The organism is Ruixingdingia sedimenti, from assembly GCF_031432425.1.
Taxonomy (GTDB): domain Bacteria; phylum Pseudomonadota; class Alphaproteobacteria; order Rhodobacterales; family Rhodobacteraceae; genus Ruixingdingia; species Ruixingdingia sedimenti.
Window position 1 is genome coordinate 17,075 of the sequence record NZ_JAVKPH010000026.1, and the last position, 19,931, is coordinate 37,005.

Genomic DNA, 19,931 nt, shown 5'->3' on the forward strand with positions numbered 1-19,931 from the left:
GGGGCTGCTAACTCGGAACCAGGAATCGGCATAATCACCCCGACATCGCGGGTTGTATCGGCCCCCCTCTGATGGGTCAAGCATGGCCACGGGCCCCCTGTGGGCGGCTGCCCGCCGATTGGTCATCCGGTCTTCATGTTGCGGTCATGATGGGCGATCGCGGCCTCGACATCGTCGTACATGGTCAGCGTGCCATCCTCGATCACCGCCGCCATCGTGCACAGCCGGCGCACCTCTGCCATCGAATGCGATACGAAGACCGCACCCGCATTCGACAGCCGTTCAAGGAACACTTCGGCGCTTTTCTTCCGGAAGGCCGCGTCGCCCGTCGCCGTCACCTCGTCCACCAGATAGGTGTCGAACCGCACGCCCATCGAGGTGCCGAACGCCAGCCGCGCCCGCATGCCCGACGAATAGGTGCGCAGCGGCAGGTGGAAATGCTGGCCGATCTCGGCGAAGTCCTGCACGAAGTCGATCAGCTCGTCGCTGTCGACCCCGTAGATCCGTGCGATGAACCGCACGTTCTGCGCCCCGGTCAACTCGGCATGGAAACTGCCGGCAAAGCCCACGGGCCAGGAAATCGTGCCGTCCGACACGATCCGGCCCGAGGTCGGGTCCATCGTGCCGGCGATCATGCGCAGAAGGCTCGACTTGCCCGCCCCGTTGCGCCCCAGAAGCGCGACCGACACGCCCGAGGGGAAGACCGCGTTGATGCGGTCGGCCACCGTCTTGCGCCGGCCCTCGGCGAAATAGATCTTGGTCAGGTTTTCCAGCCGGATCATCGGCAGATCACCGCCTGTCGCGCACGCTGTAATAGACCAGCACCCCCGTGGCCCAGAAGGTCAGCAGAAAGAACCCTGCGATGCCGAGGATGATGAGCCGTTCGGGATATTGCGCCCGTTCGGCCAGCGTCGGGTTGATATGGGCGGCCAGATAGCGCGACTTGCGCTGCGCATCCGCCACCGCGGCGTCATAGCTTGCCATCGCGCCGCGATAGGCTTCTTCGGCGAAATGCTGTTCCACCGCCAGCCGTTCGAATTCCGCCACGAGGGTCGCGTAATCCTCGCCCCCCGGGCCCTTGCCGCCGACGCCGAACTTGCGCCGTTCGTCGTCGATGCGTTTCTGGATCACGTCGATGCGCCGTTCCGCCTGCAGGATCCGGGGGTCGCCCTCGCGCGCGGTCTCGCGCACGAGGTCGAGTTCGATCAGCGCCTCGGCCAGCTGGCCCTGCAAGGTGTTGAGCAACCCCATCTGGCCCTGGATGTCGGCCGAGGGATCGACGATCTGCGTGCGCAGGCGGAATTCGGTCATCTGCTGGCGCGTAAGCGTCAGCCGCCCGACCGCGCGGTCCAGTTCCTCCTTGGCGTAGCGTGTCGCATCCTCGCGCGCGATCATCGACAGCGCGTTGATCATGCGGCTGCTTTCGTCGAAGATCGCCTGCGCGATCTTCTGCGCCTCTTCCGGGGTGAAGGCCAGCACCCGCAGCGTCAGAAGGCCCGTGCCGCTGTCGTAATAGACCTTCACCGCCCGGTCCCAGTAGGACAGCAGGTCCTCGATCGTGCCCGAGGGGTCGTAGGCGAAGACCGGATCCTCGGGCCAGGCGCGCGCATAGATCCGCCGCAGGTCGAGCGCGGCGTCGATCTTGCTGACCAGTTCCTGGCTGCGCACGAACTTGTAGAGGATGTCGGTGTCCGAACTGCTGGATCCCGAAAGCTGCCCGACCCCGCCCAGAAGCTCCAGCGGCGACTGGAATTCCTCCTTGCGGACGGAAAAGCCGACGGTCGAGGCATATTGGTCCACCGCGACCACCCAGAGGTAGAAGGCGATGCACAGCATCGGCGCGACCACGGCCAGAAGGAAACTGGCGGCGATGCCCCAATGGCGCGGGCGCATATGGGCCTCGGCCGCGACCGGCCGGATGGAAGCCGTGCGCGGGGCCTGGGGCTGCGGGGCCTGCGGCGGACGCGGGCCGCCGGGCGGCGACGGGGCAAAGGCCGCCGGACCCGGCGCCGCCGCCCCGGGCGGGCGGAGCGCAGGCGCGCCGGGGGCCGGTTGCGGTGTGGCCGCCGGCGCTGCGGCGGGGGCGGCCGATGCCGGCTGGACGGCGGTGCCGGGCGATGGGGCCGCCTTGGCGGCACCCGCCGGCGGCGTGGCCGCAGGTTGCGGGGCCGCCCTCGCGGCGGGGGGGACCGCCGGGGGCTGTGGTCCTGTTGCAGATACCGGGGCAGGGGGGGGCGCCCCCCGCGCAAGCCCGGCCGTTGCCTGCGGTGCCGCGGCGGGGGCCGGGGTGTCGGCAGCCCCCGCCCCTGTCTGTCCCCCTGTCCGCGATGTCACGGCCGCGGCCCGTGCTTCGGTGCCCTCTGCCGGTGCCGCGGCTCCGGCCAGCCGCGCCCTGCGCCCGCCACGGGCCTCTTCGTCGCCCGCCCGCGCCCCGGGTCCCGCCGTGCCCGCGGCACCGCGGCGGCGGAGCCGTTCGGCCCTTTCCTCCGCGGTTGCGCGGGGGATGGGGGTGCGTGGGGTATCGGATGACTGGCTCAAATCGGCCTCTGCTCTCGCGGCGTGAATTGCCTCGTTCTGCAAATCCATACATAAATGGCACCGGAACTTCCAGCACCCGTTGCTGGCGGACGGAGATCCCGATGGCTGAGAATATCGTGAACGTGGCCCCCAGGCGCCGTTTCCGCATGCCGCGCACCATCGCCGCGCTGATGCTGCGCGAGATGTCGACGACCAACGGCCGCTCGCCCGGCGGCTATCTTTGGGCGGTGCTGGAACCGGTGCTGGCGCTGGCGCTGCTGTCGGTGGTGTTTTCCTACATGTTCCGCACCCCGGCGCTCGGCGTGAACTTTCCGCTGTTCTACGCCACCGGCTATCTGCCGTTCATGTATTACAGCGAGTTGAACGCCAAGATCGCCACCTCGATCCGGTTTTCCCGGCCCCTGCTGGCCTATCCTACCGTGACCTTCGTCGATGCGCTGATCGGGCGGTTCCTGGTGACGTCGATGACGCAGATGCTGGTCGCCTATATCATCCTGACCGGGATCCTGACGCTGTTCGACACCCGCACGATCCTGTCCTTTCCCCCGATCTTCCTGGGCTTTGCGATGGCGGCGGCACTGGGGCTCGGGCTCGGTACGCTCAACTGCTATCTGTTCTCGGCCTTTCCGGCCTGGGAACGCGCCTGGGGCGTGCTGACGCGGCCCTTGTTCATCATTTCCTGCATCCTCTTCACGTTCGAGGCGGTGCCGGAATCGGCCCAGCAGATCCTGTGGTTCAATCCGCTGGTGCATGTGACCGGCACCGTCAGGTCGGGCGTCTATGCGACCTATGACGCGGCCTATACCTCGCCGCTCTACGTATTCGGCATCTCGGCGCTGGCGCTGGCCCTGGGGCTGGCGCTGCTGCGCGGCAGCCACCGGGCCTTCGTCAACGAATAGACGGGGATCAGAGAAGGAAATCCCCCGCCGTCAACCCGGCCACTCCCGCGACGAGAACCGTGAAATCCGCGATCCCGTCGCCGTTCGCATCGCCCTGCACCAGCCAGCCGGTGCCATTCTGCGCCGCGCGCAACTGGCCCGCGGCGGTGAAGGCCGCGTCGCCGACGAACACGAAGGCCTGATCGCCCGCCAGATCGGCCCGTGCGTCGATGGCCGACAGGTCGATGCGGTCCTCGCCCGGGGTGAAATCGGTGATCGTGTCGTGCTGCCGCCCGCGGCTGTCGGCGAGGCCGCGGAACACGAACACGTCATTGCCCGCCCCGCCGGTGAGCGTATCTGCCCCCGGCCCGCCGATCAGCGTGTCATCGCCGACGCCACCCAGAAGCAGGTCATCGCCCGTGCCGCCGCTCAGAAGGTCGTTGCCCGCGCCGCCTTCCAGCAGGTCGTTGCCGTCCTCGCCGTTCAGCGTGTCATCGCCATCTCCGCCGCGGAGCGTGTCGTTGCCAAGGCTGCCGAAGAGGGTGTCGTCGCCCGCGCCGCCATCGGCGATGTCATCGCCGGCGCCGCCCGCGATCCAGTCGTTGCCGTTGCCGCCGTTCAGCAGGTCATCGCCCGCGCCGCCGTCCAGCCGGTCGCCGCCGTCCTCGCCGTTCAGCGTGTCGTTGCCGTTGCCGCCCAACAGCGTATCGTCGCCGGTGCCGCCGAACAGGGTGTCGTTGCCCTCGCCGCCATCGGCATGGTCGTTGCCGGCCCCCCCCGCGATCCAGTCGTTGTCCCCCTGGCCGAAAAGGCTGTCGTCGCCCTCGCCGCCGTCCATCCGGTCGGCCCCCGTGCCGCCCCACATGGTGTCGCGGCCATCACCGCCCAGCATCAGGTCGTTGCCGCCGCCGCCGGTCATGCGGTCGTCGCCTGCGCCGCCTTCGAGCCGGTCGTGGCCGCCCTCGCCCGCCAGCGCATCATTCCCGTCGCCGCCCAGTAGCGTATCGTTGCCCAAGCCGCCGAACAGGGTGTCGTCGCCCTCGCCGCCGTCGGCATGGTCGTTGCCGATCCCCCCCGCGATCCAGTCGTTGTCCCCCTGGCCGAAAAGGCTGTCGTCGCCCGCGCCGCCGTCCATCCGGTCGGCCCCGGTGCCGCCCTCCATCGTGTCTTGACCCTCGCCGCCCAGCATCAGGTCGTTGCCGTCGCCGCCGAACATCAGGTCGTTGCTGCGCCCGCCGCTCAGCCGGTCGTTGCCCGCGCCGCCCTCCAGCAGGTCGTTGCCGTCCTCGCCGTTCAGCGTGTCGTTGCCGTCGCCGCCCAGGAGCGTGTCATTGCCGGTGCCGCCGAAAACGGTGTCGCTGCCCGCACCGCCATCGGTGAGATCGTGGCCCGCGCCCGCGGCGATCCAGTCGTTGTCGCCTTGCCCCAGGATGCTGTCGTCGCCCGCGCCGCCGTCCATCCGGTCGGCCCCCGCGCCGCCTTCCATCGTGTCTTGACCCTCGCCGCCCAGCATCAGGTCGTTGCCATCGCCGCCGAACATCAGGTCATTGTCGCGCCCGCCGCTCAACCGGTCGTTGCCTGCGCCGCCGTCCAGCAGGTCGTTGCCGTCCTCGCCGTTCAGCGTGTCGTTGCCGTCGCCGCCCAGGAGCGTATCGTCGCCGGTGCCGCCGAAAACGGTGTCGCTGCCCGCACCGCCATCGGCGTGGTCGTTGTTGGCTCCTCCCGCGATCCAGTCGTGGCCGTCGCCGCCCAGGATCAGATCATTGCCCGCGCCGCCGTCCATCCGGTCGGCCCCCGCGCCGCCCTCCATCGTGTCGTGGCCGTCGCCGCCCAGCATCAGGTCGTTGCCCTCGCCGCCATCGAGCGTGTCATCGCCCGTGCCGCCATCGAGCCTGTCGTTGCCGATGCCGCCGGTCATCAGGTCGTTCCCCGCCCCGCCGGTCAGCCTGTCGTTCCCCGCGCCGCCGTCCAGCAGGTCGTCGCCGCTCTCGCCGGCCAGCGTGTCGTGGCCCGCCCCGCCCAGAAGCGTGTCGTCCCCGAGACCGCCGAACACGGTATCGTTGCCGTCGCCGCCATCGGCGAAATCATTGCCGGGGCCGCCCGCGATCCAGTCGTTGTCGCCCTGGCCCAGAAGACTGTCGTCGCCCGCGCGGCCGTCCAGCCGGTCGTCCCCGGCCCCGCCTTCCAGCGTGTCGTTGTCAGGTCCGCCGATCAGCGTGTCGTTGCCCGACAATCCGGCCAGCAGCGCCCGCCCCGTTCCCGCGGCCATCTGATCCGCGCGCGCGGTGCCATAGACCATGTTCTCGGGCCCCCTGACCTGAAATCTTGCGGTGTTGAACAGGACCGCATCGGTGAATGCATTGACGGGAATGGGCTTGCGGTCGGTGCTGGTGATGTCCAGCACCTCGTCGCGGAACGTGATGCGCGCGCCTTCGGCGGTGGTCTCGATCAGCAGCTGCATATGGCTGCGTAGCATCGGGTAGGCCGACAGGTCAATGCGATCGCGCCCCGGCTCGAAGTCGAGGATATGGTCGGTCGCGCCGTCCGGGGTCAGCACGAAGATGTCCGCCCCGGGCCCGCCGGTCATCCGGTCGGCGCCGGTGCCGTCGATGAGGATGTCGTCGCCCGCGCCGCCGAACAGCTGATCGTCGCCGTCGCTGCCCGACAGGATGTCGGCGCCAGCGGTGCCGGTCAGCAGATCGGGGCCGAAACCGCCGGTCCGCGTCACGCCAAGGGGGCCCATCGCGGCCTCCAGCGCCGTCACCCCGGTCTCGCTGCCCGAGGCGACGAAGATGCGCAGCACCCCGCCCGCCCCCGCCGCCGCGGCGATGGCGCTGACATTCGCCAGCGTGGTGCCGGTGGTATCGGCAAGGCTGCCCAGATGCAAAAGCCGCCCGTCCGGCAGCAGGGTGAAAAGGCTGATCCCGTCATCCGCGCCCCCCGCCAGCACGAACACCCGGTCCCCGACCGTCACCGTTTCCACCACCGACAGGCGCTGGAAACGGGTGTCGAGGCTGTCGATCACATGGTCGCGCGGGGTCAGCGTGCCGTCGGGGCGGATCTGGAACACGGTCAGCGAGGAACTGCCCGCCGCGCCGAGGATCGCATAGCTTTCCCCGCCCGTTTCCACCACCGCCAGCGCCGAGGGCAGGGAAAAGCCGATGCCGCTGTCCACCCCCGTCACCGACAGAAGGTCGAGCCGCCCGCTCGCGCCGATGCCGTAGACCGCCAGCCGCTGCCCGGATTCCGATGCGGCCAGCAGCAGATCCACCCCGCCCGCCCGCGCGGTGGCCAGCCGGTCGGGCTGCGCCGCGCCGGGGGCCGGGGCTTCTGCGGCGGCGGGGCCGCCGATCTGGCGCAGGCTGGCGGCGGGGCCGGACAGGTCGTAGACTACCGGCGTCTCGTGCCCCGCGCGCCCGGCGAACGCGTAAAGGCGGCCGTCGATGCCGGCGGCGGTGACGGAAACCAGATCGCCCGCAAAGCCCGATGCATCCGCCGGGCGGATCCGCGCCCCGATCGCCCCGCTGCCGTCCAGCCGGTAGATCGCGCCGGAAACCCCGGTCATCCCCACCGGCAGGATCAGCCGGCCATCGGCCGTATCCACCAGACCGAGCCGCGGCACCCCCAGATGGCCCACGCCGCTGCGATAGCTTTCCTGCGACAGCACCCCCAACGCGCCCGCGGGATCGACCGAAAAGGCGCTGAGCCCCCCGCCCGCCCGCGTCACCGCATAAAGCCGCAGCCCCGCCGCGGTCTCGACCAGTTCGAGATCGGTGATCCCGGTGATGAAATTCGTGATGCCACCCGCAAAGGTGGTCATATGGCGAAAGACTGCCATTTCCTGCCCCCAACCCATGCACCCCCGTGCAGGGCAGAGACTGGCCCGGGCCGGCGGGCAGGGGGGGCCGGGAATGGGGCGAAAACGGGGCGTTTCGGAACAATGCGACGGGCCGGACCCGCCGGGAGCGGATCGTTGCCCCCGCCCTGCGTCAGAGAGATGGGGCCCGGCACCCGCGGTATCGCCGGTGCCGGGCGGCCCGGGGGCGAAATAGCGGATTGCCGAACCCCGCCGCCGTCAGCGGGATGCAGACGCCCGCGCCCGCGGCATCGCCGATGCGGGCCTGTCGGGCCCGCCGGGGTCAGATCAGCAGGTCGCCGAACCCCGCCGCCGCGCCGCCCGCCAGAAGGATGCGGAAATCGGCGCCCGCGTCGCCGTCGAGGTCGATCTCGATGCGCCAGCCCGCGCCCTCTGCCGCCAGCCGCACCTGGCCCGCGGCGCCGTCGAAGGCGGCATCGCCGATGAAGGACAGGGGCGTGGCGGCGGAAAGGCCGGTCAGGTCGATCCGGTCCTCGCCGCTTGCGAAATCGAGGATCGTGTCGGGGGCGGCGGCGGTGCTGTCCTGCGCGCTGCGGAACACGAACAGATCCGCCCCCGCGCCGCCCGACAGCACATCCGCCCCCGCGCCGCCGTCGAGCGTGTCGTCGCCCGCGCCGCCGTAAAGCGTATCGTCATCCGCCCCGCCCGACAGCATGTCCTGCCCCGCGTCGCCGAACAGCAGGTCGCGGCCCTCGTCGCCCTCAAGGGCATCATCGTCGGTGCCGCCGTAAAGGCTGTCCGCGCCGGTGCCGCCGTAAAGGCTGTCTGCCCCCGCGCCGCCGAACAGCCGGTCCTCGGCGACGCCGCCCGAAATCACATCCGCGCCCGCGTCGCCATGCAGCACATCGGCCCCCGCGCCGCCGGAAATCCGGTCGTCGCCCGCGCCGCCGAAGATCGCGTCCTGGCCCGTTCCGGCCTCGATCACATCATCGCCCGCGCCGCCCGCCAACTGGTTGTCGCCCTCGCCGCCCGCCAGAACATCACCATCCGCGCCGCCCCACAGCGTGTCGTTGCCCGCCCCGCCGTCGAGCGTGCTGCCCCCCGTGCCGCCGAGGATGAGGTCGTGCCCGTCCTCGCCCCACAACAGGTTCGCGCCGCTTTCGCCCGCCAGCCGGTCGTTGCCCGCCCCGCCCCACAGCGTGTCGTTTCCGGCCCCGGCCCACAGGATGTCGTCGCCCGCCTCGCCATACAGGATGTCGTCGCCGCCGCGCCCCGAAATCTCGTCCGCGCCCGCGCCGCCCCACAGCCGGTTGCCCGAGGCGTTGCCGCCGATCCAGTCGTCGCCGCTGCCCGCGACCGCCTCTTCGATCACGGTGCCGGGGGCGATCATGATGTTGCCGCGCAGCCCGTAGGCATCCACCGTCCCGCCGGGGGTCAGGTCGATGCGTTGCGCGCGCCGGTCCGACCGCAGGTCCAGCCGGTCGGTGCCGCCGTCGTCGATGATGGTCCAGCTCATCGCGGCGCCGGTGCCGCTGGCGAGGATCCGCCCGATTTCGGCGAAGATGCCGCCGGCGGTGCTGTTCTCGCCATAGACCGTATCGCCGGTGCGCAGCGCGACATGGCCGTAAAGGGTGCGCATCGCCAGCGTGTCGGCCCAGGTCGGCGTCATCACGAAGGCGCGGCTGGCGTCGGTATAGGGGTTCTGGTCCTGCGCGAAATAGGACATGACAGAGGTCTGCCAACTGTCGTTGAGATAGAGGTTATCGCGCCCGTACACCGCCTGCGTGTCGTAATTGCCGGTATGGCCGAGACCGAGCGCATGGCCCAGTTCGTGCAGGAAGGTGTGGTAGCTGTAGCTGTCCACCGTGGTGCCGTGGTTGCCCTGCCAGGCGGTCGAGACATTGACCGTGGCCGACACCATCCGCCCGGTGGTGGTCAGCGACATGCTGGTGAACGCGCCCGCCCGGCTGTCGTCCAGGGTGATGTGGACCGCCGCCCCCGCCCGCGGCGCAGTGTCGAACAACAGCCCGCTGGCCGCCGTCCAGGCTTGCAGCGCCATTTCCGCCATCAGGCGGCCGCCGGCGGTCAGGCCGGAAAGATCGACATTGATCACCTCGCCCGGCCGCTGCGCCCAGGACCGCGTGCCCTGGCCCTGCCATTGCCAATAGCCATGCGTCAGCTGGCGGGCGATCTCTTCGGGGCTGTAGACGGGCAGGGCGGTGGCCTCTGCCGTGTCCGTCGCGGCGGTCTGCGTGTTCATCCTGCCCTCGTCCGTTTTGCCCCGGGGCCCCGCGCCGCCCGCGTCATTCGGACGACAGCGCGTTGCTGACGCCGACGCCCTGGCCGATCAGCCCGATCACCGTGCGCAACGAGTTCACCGGCGATTCCGTCACCAGCACCAGATCCTCGGACTGGATGCGGAAGTTGCGCGCGCTGAACAACCCGTCGGCGCTGGTCAGGTCGATGGTGAACACCACGCGGTTGCGGTCGGGCCCGCTGCCGTCGGCGCGCACCATCGTGGCGGGATATTCGCGCAGCACCAGCACGCCGCCGGGGTTCGCCCGCCCCGACTGCACCCCGCCGATCAGCGACACGGCGTCGAGCGCGGACAGCGCGTCCTTGGGGAAGGGGATGATCTCCTGCTTGCTGGCGGCGCCGAGGGCGAGGAAATGGCGCGCGTCCTCTTCCACGATCACCTTGTCGCCGCCGCGCAGCACCGCATCGCGCGCGGGATTGTCGAACAGCGCCGCGACCGAGGTCGAGCGCACCTTGCCGCCGCGCACCAGCTTGATCTGCGGGTTCTTCAGCGCGGGCGACACGCCGCCCCCGGCGCTGATCAGGCTCAGCACGGTGAAGTTGCGGTCGGGCAGGGGATAGCTGCCCGCCTTGGCCACGCCGCCCACGAGGTCGATGGTGTTCTGCCGGCCGGCCTGCACGCTCAGCTGCACCTGCGCCGCGGTCAGCACGGCGTCCACCTGTTTCTGGATCTCGTCGCGCGCCTGTTCGGGCGTCATGCCGCGGACGCGGACCTGGCCGACATAGGGCACATGGATGTTCCCGGCAGGCGAAACCGTCAGCGCCGAAATCGGCACGGCCTTCTGCGTGGGCGCGGTCAGCAGGGCGTTTTCGTCGTTTTCCCAGATCGTCAGCGCCACCGTGTCGCCGGTGGCGATCACCTGCGAACTGCTGCCCTGGCCGCCGCCCGACCAGCCGCCGGGCAGGTCGCCCGCCCGCGCCGGCACCGGCCAGGCGGCGATGCGCGGCAGGTTGGTCTGGGTGACGGGGACGACCTCGATGTTGCGGCTCTCGGACTGGGCGGATCCTACGATCTCGCTCTGGATGGCGGCGCCGCGGGGCAGGCTGCAACCGGCAAGCGCGGTGCAGCACAGCAGCGCCAGGATCCGCGGGGGAAGGGCAGTAGGCGTGAAAAGGGACACCGGGCGATCCATGTAATGACAGGGCGGCGGAATCAGCAGAAGATCCCCCGAAGACGCGCCCACCTTACCCGCCACCCCCGCAAGGTCAACGCCGCAGGCCCCGGGATCGGCGGTTATCCACAGATCCGCCGCCCCCCTGCGGTCATGTCGCCGGGGGGCGGGGGTCACAGGATGAGGTCGCCCCCCGACAGCCCGGCGACGCCCGTCACCTGGATCGAGAAATCGGCCGCCCCGTCGCCATCGAGATCCCCCACGATGGCCGACAGCGCCCCGGCGAACCGCACCTGTCCCGCCACGCCCGAAAAAGCCGCGGTGCCGATGAACGCCATCCCCGCCTGGATCTGGGACAGGTCGATCCGGTCGATGCCGGTTTCGAACCCGTCGATCACGTCGCGGTTGTTGCCGTTGCCCGCCTCTGCCGCGCTGCGGAAGACGAAGCGGTCCGCGCCGGGGCCGCCGTTCATCACGTCCTTGCCCTCGCCCCCGATCAGGCGGTCGTTGCCCTCGCCGCCCAGAAGCGTGTCGGCGCCCGCCCCGCCGAAAAGCGTATCGTTGCCCGCCCCGCCCAACAGCTGGTCGTGGCCGCCGTCGCCGCGCAACAGGTCGTCATCCCGCCCGCCGTGGAGCGTGTCTGCGCCCGCACCCCCGGACAGTTCGTCCGCGCCCGCGTCGCCGTAAAGCAGATCGGCCCCGGCCCCGCCGGCGATGCTGTCATCGCCGCCCCCGCCATAGAGCGTGTCGATCCCGGCGCCCCCGCGCAGCGTGTCCCGCCCGCCGCCGCCGGACAACGCATCCGCCCCGGCGCCGCCGTCCAGCGTGTCGTTGCCATTGCCGCCGTCGAGCGTGTCCCGCCCGCCGCCGCCGGTGATGCTGTCGTTGCCGTCGCCCCCGTCGATCCGGTTCGCGCCGGCGCCGCCGATCACGGTGTCGTCGCCGATGCTCATGACGACGTTCTCGACGTCCCGGATATGCCACTGGGGAAGGGCCGATCCATAGACGCCGCTGTTCAGATCGACGATCAGGGCGGTGCTCGCCCAATCCGGGGCGCCGGTAAAGTCGAACACAACGGTGTCGATCCCGTCGCCGCCATAGAAATAATCGAAGCCCGAGGCGTAGGCGTAAAAGAAGGTGTCGTTGCCGGAGCCGCCGTAAAGGGCATCGCTGCCGTTGCCGCCATAGAGACTGTCGTTGCCTTCCCCGCCGAAAAGATCGTCGAAGTCGTCCCCGCCATAGAGAAGGTCGCGCCCGTTGCCGCCGTAAAGCCTATCCGTTCCCGTGCCGCCGTAGAGCGTGTCGTGACCGCCCGCGCCGTCAAGCGTGTCGTCCCCCCCGCCGCCGGACAACTGGTCCGCGCCGTTGGTGCCGGTATGGTTATCGTTACCGGGCGTTCCGGTGTAGACCTCTTCGGTCAGGTTGATCTCTTGGACAGTCATGGTCGCTCCCTGCTGCTGCGTGGGGGAAGATGTGGCTCCTTCGGCCGATGGATTGTAGAAGGGGTTCGGGCAGGGGAAGCAGGGGGACTTCCGCCCCCCTGATGCGCCTTGCCGGTTGTCGTCACAGGATGAAATCGCTCGCCGACAGGCTGGCGACGCCGGTGACTTCGATGGCGAAATCCGCCGCCCCGTCGCCGTTCAGGTCGCCCATCACCAGCCCCTGCGCCTTGTTGAAGCGCACCTGCCCCGCCACGCCGGTAAAGCCCGCCGTGCCGATGAAGCTCAGCCCCGCCTGCATCGCGGACAGGTTGATCTTGTCGATGCCGCTCTCGAAATCCCCGATCACGTCGCGTCCGCCGCCCGCACCCGCCTCTGCGGCAGAGCGGAACACGAACTGGTCCGCCCCCGCGCCACCGAACAGAACGTCTTTGCCCGTACCGCCTACCAGCCGGTCGTTGCCCTCGCCGCCATGCAGGGTATCGGCCCCACCACCGCCTACCAGCAGATCGTTGCCACCATCTCCCTGCAACAGGTCGGCCTGTGCACCGCCGTAGAGCAGATCGCGGATCCCGCCGCCGCGCAGCGTGTCGTTGCCTGCCTCGCCCCGCAGCAGGTCTTCACCCTGGCCGCCGAACAGAAGATCGTTGTCGGCCCCGCCATAGAGTGCGTCGTCGTCGCCTTCCCCGCTCAGCGTATCCGCGCCCGCCCCACCCCGAAGCAGGTCGCTGCCACCGCCGCCAAGAATGCTGTCGGCGCCGCCGTTGCCGTTGATGAGGTTGGCGGCATTGTTGCCGCGCAAGGTTTCCACCGTGCCGGAAAAATTGTTCGAACCGTTGATGTTCTCGAAATTCAGCACCTGCTCGCTGCCCGCGGAATAGGACCAGATCCCGGCCGCAAGATCGATGGTGACATCCACCACCCAGGACATGTGGGACACGTCATAGGTGTCGACGCCGCCGCCGCCGTCGTAGACGTCGCCATTGATAGAACTGTCGCCGATCACCAGGTCGTTGCCGCCCCCGCCATTGATCTGGTCGCCCCCGCTGCCGCCGTCGATCGTATCGCTCCCCGCCCCGCCGTAGAGCGTATCCGCGCCAGACCCTCCCTCGATCCGGTCGGCGCCGCCGTTGCCGTTGATGAGGTTGGCCGCGCTGTTGCCGCGCAGGGTTTCCACCGTTCCGGCAAGGTTGTTCGAGCCGCTGATGTTCTCGAAGTTCAGAACCTGTTCGCTGCCCGCGGAATAGGACCAGATCCCGGCGGCAAGGTCGATGGTGACATCCACCGCCCAGGACCGGTGCGACACGTCATAGGTGTCGATGCCGGCGCCCCCGTCGTACATGTCGCCGTCGATGGAGCCGTCGCCGAGGACAACGTCGTCCCCGCCGCCGCCATAGATGCTGTCGCCGCCCAGGCCGCCCTCGATCGTGTCGTTGCCGTCATTGCCGTGGATCGTGTCGTTGCCCCCGCCGCCGAAGATGGAATCGGCCTGGGAGGTGGCCTGGATCAGGTTGGCGACGCTGTTGCCGTTGATGATGATCAGATCCTGGTTCACGCTGTCGCGGAACCAGTCCTGGAACAGCCAGCCCGAGATGTCGAGGTTGTTGCCGAAGTCCACATTGACGATGATCGTATCGTCCGCCCCGAGGTTGTAGTTGCCGTCGATCAGCAGGTTGGTGGCGAACTCGCTGCTGCTGTCCAGTTCCTTGTTGCTCAGGACGATGGTCTTGGAGGTGTTCGACTCGGCGTAGAATTCGATTTTCTCGATCGAGTCCACGTCGAAGCCGTTGGACCCCGCGCCGAAGTCGAAGGTGCCCGCCCCCTGCACCAGCAGCCGGTCGGTTCCCGCCCCGCCATAGAGGGCCTCGCCGTAGAGCGCGCCCTGGCCGTTCACATAGTGGAAGGTGTCCGAGCCGTTCCCGCCGTACATCACGTCGAGCCCGCCCCTGCCGCTCAGCGTGTCGTTCCCGGCCCCGCCGTAGAGCGTTTCGTTGCCGGAACCGCCGGCGATGTCGTCATTGCCCCGCCCGCCGTCCAGCAGGGTGGAAAAGTCGTCGCCGATGATCGTGTCGTTGCCGTCGCCGGTGAACACCTGCTGGATGTCCGAATTGGATATCGCCACGCCGTCGACCGTGCCCGAGTTGTTGAGCAGGTCGATCAGCACGGAACTCGTGACCGCCACGGTGTTGAGCGTGTCGACCCCGGCCCCGCCGTCGAACGAGGTGCCGTGGCCGAAGGTTCCGGCGTAGTCGGAAAATTCGTTGGTCAGGATGAAGTGGTCGGCGGTGCTGACCGTCGACCCCCAGGCGGCGAAATCGAGGTCGTAGAGGATCAGTTCGTCCCCGCCGAACGAGTCGGTGATCGTCACCGTCCACTGCCCGGCGCTGGTTTCGCCCCAGAAGGCGTTGGTGGAAAACAGGTAGCGCTGGTTGAGGTCGAGCGAGCCGCCGATGTTGTTGATCACCTGATGCGTCGTGCCGTTCGGCGAGGTGATGGTGATCACCAGATCGCCGATATAGGTCGTTTGCAGGTCGAGTTCGATGGTGACATGCTCGATCCTGACGTTGGTGCCCTCGGACCAGGTATAGCTTTCGCTGCCGGAGGTGGCGTTGGTGTCGCCGCCATAGACCACGCCGTCGATGGTTTCGGCGGCGTTGATCAGATCCTCGACCGCGCTGAAACGGTTGCTGCTGGTCTGGGCGGTGCCGATCCGGGTCCAGACCTCGGCCAGGCGCACGGCGGCCAGCGCATCGGCCAGCCCGAAGCCGTAGTCGTTCGAGAAATGCATGCCGCCGCCGTTCCAGTGGCCAGCGTTGTTGAATTGCCAGGCATATTCCTCGTTGCCCGAGATGCCGCCGCCGATGGCGGTGCCCACATGGCGGGCCGACAGCGCCAGGATCGACTGCACGTCGCGCCAGCCCAGGCCGCTGTTCGCCTCCAGCATCACGGCGACCACACCCGATATCTGCGGCGCCGCGGCCGAGGTGCCGTTGAAGCTGCTGGTGTAGTTGCCGCTGGAATAGCCCGCGCTGCCGGTGCGGTCGGTCGTCACGATCTCGCCCGGGATGGGCGAACCGAAGGCAGAGACGAGGACGTTGGCGCCATGCGCCGAATAGCTGGACACGAACCCGTCGCGCAACACGGCCGCGACCTCGATCGTGACCGGGTTCGCCTTCCAGCTGGTGGCGGCGGAATCGAGGTTCTGCACCCGCCCGTTGCCGGCCGAGGCGACATAGATCGTCCCGAGCCCGCCGCGCCCCGACACCACGCCCGCGTTGAAGGCGGCGTTGACCTGGGCCATCAGCGCCTGGTTGTACACGCTGTCGAAGAACACCGAGGTGCCCGAGGTGCCGTAGCTCATGTTCACGACATCGGCCTGGTAGCTGCCGCCGCCCGCCGTCCCCGACGCGTAACTGGTCGAGGCGATCATGTTGTTCAGGAAGTCGTCGTTGGTGCCGCTGTTGAAATTCAGCCGGAAGCCGAAGATGTTCGCGCCGAAGGCCACGCCGACCCCGCCGACCGCGTTGTCGTTCGCGCCGATGATCCCTGCGACGGCGGTGCCGTGCATGTCGGCGGCCAGCGCGGGCGAGGCGTCGGTGTCGCCATCGGCGAAATCCCAGTCGCGCGCGGTGCTGTAGTTGCCGGCCAGATCCTCGTGCGTGCGGTCCACGCCGTCATCGCCGACGGCGACGAAGACGCCCGCGCCGGTATAGTCGTCCCACACCCGGGTGAGGTTGAGGTCGAGCTGTCCGGCCGCGGTGTTGCGCAGGTGCCATTGCGAGGCGAAGAGCGGATCGTCGGGGATGTATTCGCGCCGGTCGATCCATGCCCCCGGATCGGCCGGGGCGTCGCCCGCCTTGCCGGCGGGGCCCTCGGCCAGCGGCGCCTCGGGGATCAGCAGCCCGGCGCCGAGCGCGGGCAGGGCGGCGGCCTCGGCCCCCTGTCCGGCCCGGGGCGGCGCCGCCGCCAGCACCAGCACATCCGCCGCGGCATCGGCGGGCGACAGCCCCGCGGCCGCCGCCGCCCGTGCGCCGCCGGCCGCGGTCTGTTCGTCGTCGAGCGCCGGGTCGGCCTCGGCCGCGGCCGCCGCAGTGGCGGTCAGGTCGTCCTGCGGCCGGGGTGCGGCGTCATCGGGGCGGGCGCGGGCGGTTTCGGGAAGGATCGCGTCTTGGTCGGCCGGTTGGCCGGGAATCTGGTGGATGGACATGCTGCGCTCCCTGTCAGGAAAAGTCTTATGGCAACGCCCTGCGGGCGGAGTTCTTGAAATCAATGCTGTGCCGTTCGGATGCGGCACGGACATTCTTTCGATAAACTTCGCGTCGATTCGACGCAAACGGATTGACGCGGCGGCAGGGGTGGCCACGAAGAATTCCGGCTGATTCGTGCCGGAGGGGGCCCCTCAGCCCGCCAGCCGCCGCCCCCCGGCCCAGACCGCCCGGATGGCGCGGTCGTCGCCCATCATGATCGTCGGGAACAGCGCCTGCCACAGGTCGCCCGCCCGCGCCGCCGCCTGCGCAATCACGGGGGTGGAGGCAAGATCGACCACCACCAGATCCGCCTCCATCCCCGGGGCGATATTGCCGATCCGGTCGTCCAGCCGCAGCGCCCGCGCCGCCCCCTGCGTCGCCAGCCACCACAGCTGCGCGGGGTGCAGCGCATGGCCGCGCAACTGCGCCACCTCATAGGCCGCCGCCATCGTGCGCAGCATGGAAAAGGACGACCCCCCGCCGATATCCGTCGCCAGCCCCACCCGCTGGCCTTCGGCCACCAGCCCGGCCATGTCGAACAGGCCCGATCCGATGAAGCTGTTCGAGGTCGGGCAATGCACCAGCGCCGCCCCCGCCTCGCGCAGCCGGTCGCGCTCGCGCGGTTCCAGATGGATGGCATGGCCGTAGACGGCATTGGGGCCGAGCAGGCCGAAGGACTCGTAGGTGTCGAGGTAATCGCGCGCCTGCGGATAAAGCCCCCGGACCCAGGCGATTTCATCCATCTGTTCGCTCAGATGCGTCTGCATCAGGCAATCGGGATGCGCGGCCCAAAGCGCGCCCAGGGCCTCCAGCTGTTCGGGGCTGGAGGTGGGCGAGAACCGCGGCGTGAACACATAGGACAGCCGGTCCACGCCATGCCATTTCGCCAGCAGCCGCGCGCTGTCGTCATGGGCGGATTGCGCGGTGTCGCGCAGCCCCTCGGGCGCGTTGCGGTCCATGCAGGTCTTGCCCGCCAGCGCCCGCAGCCCCCGCGCCTGCGCGGCGGTGAAAAAGGCATCCACGCTTTCGGGATGGATGGTGCAATAGCTGCACACCGTGGTCGTGCCCTGCGCCAGCATCAGGTCGAAGAACCGTTCCGCCACCGCCGCCGCATAGGCGGGATCGGCAAAGCGCATCTCTTCGGGGAAGGTGTAGAGGTTCAGCCAGTCGATCAGCCGCTTGCCCCAGCTGGCGATGATCGCGGTCTGCGGATAGTGCACATGCGCATCCACGAAGCCCGCGGAAATCAGCGCATCGCCGTAATCCGTCACCCGCGCCCTCGGATGCGCCGCCCGCAGTGCGGCCGGATCGCCCACCGCCGCGATGCGCCCGCCCGCGACCAGCACCGCGCCCCGCGCGTCATGGCGCGCCGCGCCGGGGCCTTCGACCATGGGATCGCCCGCGAACCGCAGCACCTGCCCGACCAGTAGTTCCGCCATCCCGTCCCCCTTTGCGCGGACCCCAGCCTAACCGGCTTTGGCTGTCGCGTAAATTTGCCGTCGGCGCCCTATACGGCCTGTATCCCGGGCCCGGCTTTGGCTATGGTCCGCCCGGAACCGCAGCGGAGGGCGCGATGGCAGACGATCACATGCAGCAGACCTCCGCCGGCGACGCGCTCGACCGTGCGCGGATCGGGGCGGTGCGCGACGCGCTCGCCGACCGCGACGCGGCGCGCGTGCACGATCTGCTCGACCCGCTGCACCCGGCCGACATCGCCGACCTTCTGGAACAGATCGGCCCGCACGAACGGCGCGCGCTGCTGAGCCTCTGGGGGCGCGAGATCGACGGCGAGATCCTGTCGGAACTCGACGAATCCATCCGCGAGGAGGTGATCGAGGCGCTGGCCCCCGACGTGCTGGCCGAGGCGGTGCGCGAACTCGATTCGGACGATGTGGTCGACATCCTCGAAGATCTCGAGGAACCCGCGCAGGAACGCATCCTCGAGGCGCTGGACGCCGAGGACCGCGTGGCGGTCGAACAGTCGCTCGCCTACCCGGAATACACCGCCGGCCGCCTGATGCAGCGCGAGGTCGTCACCGCCCCCGAACACTGGACGGTGGGCGAGGCGATCGACTTCCTGCGCGCCGAGGACTGGCTGCCCGACCAGTTCTATCACGTGATCCTCGCCGATCCGCGCATGCGCCCGGTGGGCTATGTCACCCTGGGCCGGATCCTGTCGGCCAAGCGCGACACGCGCCTGCGCGAGATCATGGAGGACAGTTTCCGCACCGTGGAGGTGACGGCGGCAGAGGGCGACGTCGCCTATACCTTCAACCAGTACCACCTGATCTCGCTGCCGGTGGTGGATGGCGGCGGGCGGCTGGTGGGGGTGATCACCATCGACGACGCGATGAACGTGCTGGACGAGGAACACGAGGAAGACATCCTCCGCCTCGCCGGGGTGGGGGATGAAAGCAGCATCTCGGACGGCGCGCTGGCGACGGCGGGCCAGCGGCTGCCCTGGCTGGTGGTGAACCTCTTCACCGCCTCGCTGTCGGCGGTGGTGATCTCGCTGTTCGAGGGCACGATCGCGGCGCTGGTGGCGCTGGCGGCGCTGATGCCCATCGTGGCCTCGACCGGCGGCATCGCGGGCACGCAGTCGCTGGCGGTGGCGGTGCGGGGGCTCGCGACGCGCAGCCTGACGGCGGCCAACGCGCCGCGGGTGATCCGCCGCGAACTGGGGGCGGGGCTGCTGAACGGGCTGGGGCTGGCGGTGATCCTGGGGCTGGCCGGGGCGCTGATCTTTTCCGACCCCAAGCTGGGGGCGGTGCTGGGCATGGCGATGATCTGCAACCAGGTCGTGGCGGCATTGGGCGGGGTGCTGGTGCCGCTGACGATGAACCGGCTGAAGCTCGACCCGGCGCTGGCCTCGGGCACCTTCGTGACCACGCTGACCGATGTGATGGGCTTCTTCGCCTTCCTCGGGCTGGCGACGCTGATCCTGCTGTGAGCCTGGCAGAGGCGAAGGCGGCGGCGCGGCGGGTCGCGCAGGCGGCGCGGGCGGCGGCCCATGCCGCGGGTCAGGCGGGGGGTCAGGCGGGCGGGCAGGGGGCCGGGCAGGGGGCGGCGGCGGACCATCTGGCCGCGGTGCTCGCCCCGCATGCGGGCCGGGTGCTGGCGGGCTATATGCCGATGCGGACGGAAATCGACCCGGTGCCGGCGCTGGCGCGCCATAGGGGGCCCCTGTGCCTGCCGGTGGTGACGGCGCCCGCCGCGCCGCTGGCGTTCCGCGCCTGGCGCCCGGGCGCGCCCTTGGTCCCCGGCGCTTTCGGCACGCTGGTGCCCGCCGCGGGCGACTGGCTGGTGCCCGGGGTGCTGGTGGTGCCGCTGCTGGCCTTCGACCGGCGCGGCTATCGCCTGGGCTATGGCGGCGGCTTCTACGACCGCACCTTGCAGGCCCTGCGCGCGGGGGGCGCGGTCCGGGCCATCGGCTTTGCCTTCGCCGCGCAGGAACTGCCCGAGGTGCCCACCGACGCGACCGACCAGCCGCTCGACCTGATCGTGACGGAACGGGGCGCGCTGGTCCCGCAGCCCTGACCGCCGCGCCCCTGTTTTCTGCCGCGCCGGGGGCTTCGCGCCCCCGG

12 protein-coding genes are annotated in these 19,931 nt (G+C 69.8%); 4 read left to right on the top strand and 8 right to left on the bottom strand.

Annotation, left to right across the window (positions count from 1 at the left end; genetic code table 11):
• Nucleotides 1–122: 122 nt before the first annotated feature.
• Together RGD00_RS17655 and RGD00_RS17660 are read right to left on the bottom strand one after the other, a co-directional pair.
• Nucleotides 123–782 (bottom strand): ABC transporter ATP-binding protein, encoded by a 660-nt coding sequence (locus RGD00_RS17655; RefSeq protein ID WP_310458596.1) that lies wholly within the window; start codon nucleotides 780–782, stop codon nucleotides 123–125.
• A 7-nt stretch (nucleotides 783–789) separates the two neighbouring features.
• A complete protein-coding gene (locus RGD00_RS17660; protein WP_310458597.1) occupies nucleotides 790–1,893 on the bottom strand; it encodes a KpsE/RkpR family capsule polysaccharide export protein in 1,104 nt (367 codons plus the stop codon).
• A gap of 746 nt (nucleotides 1,894–2,639) precedes the next feature.
• Between RGD00_RS17660 and RGD00_RS17665 the strand changes: the two genes are divergently transcribed.
• Nucleotides 2,640–3,437: an ABC transporter permease gene (locus RGD00_RS17665; protein WP_310458598.1), complete on the top strand. Its 798-nt coding sequence runs from the start codon at nucleotides 2,640–2,642 to the stop codon at nucleotides 3,435–3,437.
• A 7-nt stretch (nucleotides 3,438–3,444) separates the two neighbouring features.
• Here RGD00_RS17665 and RGD00_RS17670 read toward each other — a convergent pair whose 3' ends face one another.
• The 5 genes from RGD00_RS17670 to RGD00_RS17690 all read right to left on the bottom strand — a co-directional run bounded on the left by RGD00_RS17670 (nucleotide 3,445) and on the right by RGD00_RS17690 (nucleotide 16,307).
• Nucleotides 3,445–7,236, bottom strand: a complete 3,792-nt coding sequence (locus RGD00_RS17670) for a M10 family metallopeptidase C-terminal domain-containing protein (protein WP_310458599.1) — start codon at nucleotides 7,234–7,236, stop codon at nucleotides 3,445–3,447.
• A gap of 319 nt (nucleotides 7,237–7,555) precedes the next feature.
• Entirely contained in the window at nucleotides 7,556–9,493 is a 1,938-nt protein-coding gene (locus RGD00_RS17675; protein WP_310458600.1) for a M10 family metallopeptidase C-terminal domain-containing protein, read from the bottom strand.
• 43 nt (nucleotides 9,494–9,536) lie between these two features.
• Nucleotides 9,537–10,670, bottom strand: a complete 1,134-nt coding sequence (locus RGD00_RS17680) for a polysaccharide biosynthesis/export family protein (RefSeq protein WP_310458601.1) — start codon at nucleotides 10,668–10,670, stop codon at nucleotides 9,537–9,539.
• Nucleotides 10,671–10,834: 164 nt separating this feature from the next.
• Nucleotides 10,835–12,103 (bottom strand): calcium-binding protein, encoded by a 1,269-nt coding sequence (locus RGD00_RS17685; RefSeq protein WP_310458602.1) that lies wholly within the window; start codon nucleotides 12,101–12,103, stop codon nucleotides 10,835–10,837.
• Between the two features lie 121 nt (nucleotides 12,104–12,224).
• A complete protein-coding gene (locus tag RGD00_RS17690) occupies nucleotides 12,225–16,307 on the bottom strand; it encodes a S8 family serine peptidase (protein ID WP_310458603.1) in 4,083 nt (1,360 codons plus the stop codon).
• Here RGD00_RS17690 and RGD00_RS17695 point away from each other — a divergent pair.
• A complete protein-coding gene (locus tag RGD00_RS17695; protein ID WP_310458604.1) occupies nucleotides 16,300–16,479 on the top strand; it encodes a hypothetical protein in 180 nt (59 codons plus the stop codon). The two genes, RGD00_RS17690 and RGD00_RS17695, sit on opposite strands and share 8 nt — an antisense overlap.
• Before the next feature lie 20 nt (nucleotides 16,480–16,499).
• Here the strand turns inward: RGD00_RS17695 and guaD are convergent, their stop codons facing one another.
• Complete coding sequence (gene guaD, locus RGD00_RS17700; RefSeq protein ID WP_310458605.1) at nucleotides 16,500–17,786, bottom strand: guanine deaminase; 1,287 nt, start codon at nucleotides 17,784–17,786, stop codon at nucleotides 16,500–16,502.
• Between the two features lie 134 nt (nucleotides 17,787–17,920).
• On the opposite strand from guaD, the gene mgtE reads away from it, so the two are divergent.
• Both mgtE and RGD00_RS17710 read left to right on the top strand, forming a co-directional pair.
• A complete protein-coding gene (gene mgtE / locus RGD00_RS17705) occupies nucleotides 17,921–19,297 on the top strand; it encodes a magnesium transporter (protein ID WP_425603433.1) in 1,377 nt (458 codons plus the stop codon).
• Nucleotides 19,294–19,884, top strand: coding sequence for a 5-formyltetrahydrofolate cyclo-ligase (locus tag RGD00_RS17710; RefSeq protein WP_310458606.1), 591 nt, complete (start codon nucleotides 19,294–19,296; stop codon nucleotides 19,882–19,884). The genes mgtE and RGD00_RS17710 overlap by 4 nt, the downstream gene beginning before the upstream one ends.
• The last annotated feature ends 47 nt before the right edge of the window (nucleotides 19,885–19,931 follow it).

Coding starts and splice junctions, on each gene's coding strand:
- RGD00_RS17685 (WP_310458602.1), bottom strand. CDS start 12,103: ATGACTGTCCAAGAGATCAACCTGACCGAAGAGGTCTACACCGGAACG.
- RGD00_RS17660 (WP_310458597.1), bottom strand. CDS start 1,893: ATGCGCCCGCGCCATTGGGGCATCGCCGCCAGTTTCCTTCTGGCCGTG.
- guaD (WP_310458605.1), bottom strand. CDS start 17,786: ATGGCGGAACTACTGGTCGGGCAGGTGCTGCGGTTCGCGGGCGATCCC.
- RGD00_RS17695 (WP_310458604.1), top strand. CDS start 16,300: ATGGACATGCTGCGCTCCCTGTCAGGAAAAGTCTTATGGCAACGCCCT.
- RGD00_RS17670 (WP_310458599.1), bottom strand. CDS start 7,236: ATGACCACCTTTGCGGGTGGCATCACGAATTTCATCACCGGGATCACC.
- RGD00_RS17665 (WP_310458598.1), top strand. CDS start 2,640: ATGGCTGAGAATATCGTGAACGTGGCCCCCAGGCGCCGTTTCCGCATG.
- RGD00_RS17655 (WP_310458596.1), bottom strand. CDS start 782: ATGATCCGGCTGGAAAACCTGACCAAGATCTATTTCGCCGAGGGCCGG.
- RGD00_RS17690 (WP_310458603.1), bottom strand. CDS start 16,307: ATGTCCATCCACCAGATTCCCGGCCAACCGGCCGACCAAGACGCGATC.
- RGD00_RS17675 (WP_310458600.1), bottom strand. CDS start 9,493: ATGAACACGCAGACCGCCGCGACGGACACGGCAGAGGCCACCGCCCTG.
- mgtE (WP_425603433.1), top strand. CDS start 17,921: ATGGCAGACGATCACATGCAGCAGACCTCCGCCGGCGACGCGCTCGAC.